At 44.4% G+C, this 2,462-nt stretch carries 4 protein-coding genes; all 4 read left to right on the plus strand.

Going from position 1 to position 2,462, the window contains the following annotated elements; genetic code table 11:
• Window positions 1–194: LysR substrate-binding domain-containing protein (locus tag ACJMLT_RS02865; protein ID WP_405726307.1), on the plus strand; the 194-nt coding region annotated here is incomplete at its 5' end.
• A gap of 11 nt (window positions 195–205) precedes the next feature.
• The gene (locus tag ACJMLT_RS02870; RefSeq protein ID WP_405726310.1) at window positions 206–523 is read left to right on the plus strand and encodes a hypothetical protein; all 318 of its coding nucleotides are present in this window, start codon (window positions 206–208) and stop codon (window positions 521–523) included.
• Between the two features lie 117 nt (window positions 524–640).
• On the plus strand, window positions 641–1,648 hold the full coding sequence (locus ACJMLT_RS02875; protein ID WP_405726313.1) for an aldo/keto reductase: 1,008 nt from the start codon (window positions 641–643) through the stop codon (window positions 1,646–1,648).
• A gap of 37 nt (window positions 1,649–1,685) precedes the next feature.
• A partial coding sequence (locus tag ACJMLT_RS02880; protein ID WP_405726316.1) for a hypothetical protein occupies window positions 1,686–2,462 on the plus strand: 777 nt, incomplete at its 3' end.

Below are 2,462 nucleotides of genomic sequence, written 5' to 3' on the forward strand. Positions count from 1 at the left end.
AACTGGTGAAGGCGAATCTTGGTATCACCTTTTCCTATTACCCTATGGTAAGACAGGAATTGGAGGAAGGTTCTCTGGTGGAACTGGATATCGAGGATTTTGAAATTTACCGCGAGTTCAATTATGTGTATATGAAAAACAGCCTGTTTGAAGATAAGTATCGGAAACTGATCGATTTTGCCCGAGAGATATAGGGGGGAGTTTTGTGGAGAATGTCGATAATAAAAATAAGATTATCATTGTCCTGAGTTTGATTATTGTGGGGTTGGTGGCTGCACTGTTGATTGCGCTTTACAAGCCTAATGTACAGGTGGTGGAAATGGATGAATGTATTCTTACCATAAGAGAAACCGACGATGGGTATCTGGATGATGGCTATTATATTGTCAGTGGAGATTATGAAGATCGAAAAGAGGTATCTATCAGAGAAAAAGATTCGTATATTGTGACATTGTTGACCTATGATCTGGAAGGAAATTTGATCGGTGCAGAGGCAAGTGATTATACATCTGTTCCAGAATAAATAGAAGGACTTTAACTTTATTTGGGTTGAAGTCCTTTTTTATTGCCTTGTATTTATTTTCATGCTATCCTTAAACTAGAAAATTATACGAATTTTTACATACAAGGAGGCATTTTCATGGAATATGTAACACTTGGCAAAACCGGCCTGAAAATTTCCCGTCTGGGCTTTGGCGGTATCCCTATTCAGCGTGTAGATGCGGCTGTGACAAAGGAACTGGCAAAGGCTATGGTAGAAAAGGGCATCAACTATATCGACACAGCAAGGGGCTATACGGTTTCCGAAAGCTACATCGGCGAAGCACTGGAAGGTATCCGTGATAAATTCGTACTGGCAACAAAGAGCATGGCCAGAACAAAAGAAGCCATGGCGGCAGATATCGAAACCAGCCTGAAAAACCTGCGTACAGACTATATCGACCTGTATCAGATCCACAATCCCAATATGGAACAGCTGGAACAGGTATTGGCTGCAGGCGGCGCACTGGAAGCTCTGCAGGAAGCAAAAGCGGCTGGCAAGATCGGTCATCTGGGTGTGACTGCCCATTCTCTGGAAGTATTTGAAAAAGCAATGGAACTGGATTGGGTGGAAACCATCATGTTCCCTTACAATATCGTGGAAACACAGGCCACAGACCTCATTAAGAAATGTGCAGAAAAAAATATCGGCTTCATCGACATGAAACCTCTGGCAGGCGGTGCCATCGAAGATGCCACACTGGCGCTGCGCTTCATCTGTGCAAACCCCGATGTGACCGTTGTCATCCCCGGTATGTTTGACCTGAAGGAGATCGAACAGAATCTGGCGGCAGTGGAAGACAAAGCACCTCTGACAGAAGAAGAACTGGCGAAAATGGAAGAAATCAGAAAACAGCTGGGCAACAATTTCTGCCGCAGATGTAACTACTGTGCACCTTGTGCGGTAGGCATCGTCATCCCCAATGTATTCCTGTTCCAGGGCTATCTGGACAGATATGGTCTGGGGGACTGGGCGAAGGACAGATATCATTCCATGCCTGTAAAGGCAAGCGCATGTATCGGCTGCGGTGCCTGCGAAAAAAGATGTCCTTATGACCTGCCTATCAGAGAAATGCTGAAAGACGCGGCGGCAAAATTCGGCGAATAATGAAAAATGATTGCGACAACGAAAGGGGAGTCGTGATATGAAGAAATTTCTTGCTCTTTTTATGACATTCTGTATGGGGATGAGTTCTGTGGCTTTTGCGGCAGCACCATCCATTACGAAAATCAATGCAGGGAAGTATCGCAGTTATGCGGTACTTTCCGATGGCAGCCTTTATACCTGGGGGTTTGGGAATTCGTATGATACACTCAGTGTGGAATCGCATAAAGGTAAGTGGAGCAGCACTCCTGTAAAAGCAGAAAGCGGCATTGTTGCTGCGGGTGATGTTACTCAGGGGACTCAGTGGAAAATCAAAACAGACGGCAGTTACTGGCAGGATTCTGAATACTGGGATGCTCCAGAAAAATATTTCAACAATGCTGTGGCAGCAGAAGGGAATTATGTTCTGCTTTCTGATGGCGCACTGTGGCATTATAATTATTATGACACAAAGAAAGTCGCTTCCAATGTGAAAGATTTTTCTGTATATATCGATGACCAGTTTGTCGTTCTGAAGCAGGACGGCAGTGCATGGATTTCTAATCTATACTATGAAGATCCCTTTGGTTTCAAGGCTGAGAATGGGGTATTGACAAAATTCATGGATAGTGTCATTGATCTGGAAGTCGGTAACGCAAACCTGTATGTACTGAAGAAAGACGGTAGCCTGTGGGGTTGGGGCGATAATATGTATGGTCAGCTTGGCAAGGGATATGCGAGCGACTATAATGAACCCAATGATAAGGTCGGTTATCGGATCATGGACAATGTGGCTTCTGTTGAAACAGGTGTTGGCGGCACTTCTGTTTTTGCGATT

It is taken from the genome of Anaerotignum sp. (assembly GCF_045122575.1).
Taxonomy (GTDB): Bacteria; Bacillota; Clostridia; order Lachnospirales; family Anaerotignaceae; genus Anaerotignum_A.

Excerpts from the sequence above, each read along its gene's own strand:
- ACJMLT_RS02875 (WP_405726313.1), top strand. The coding sequence starts at position 641 with ATGGAATATGTAACACTTGGCAAAACCGGCCTGAAAATTTCCCGTCTG.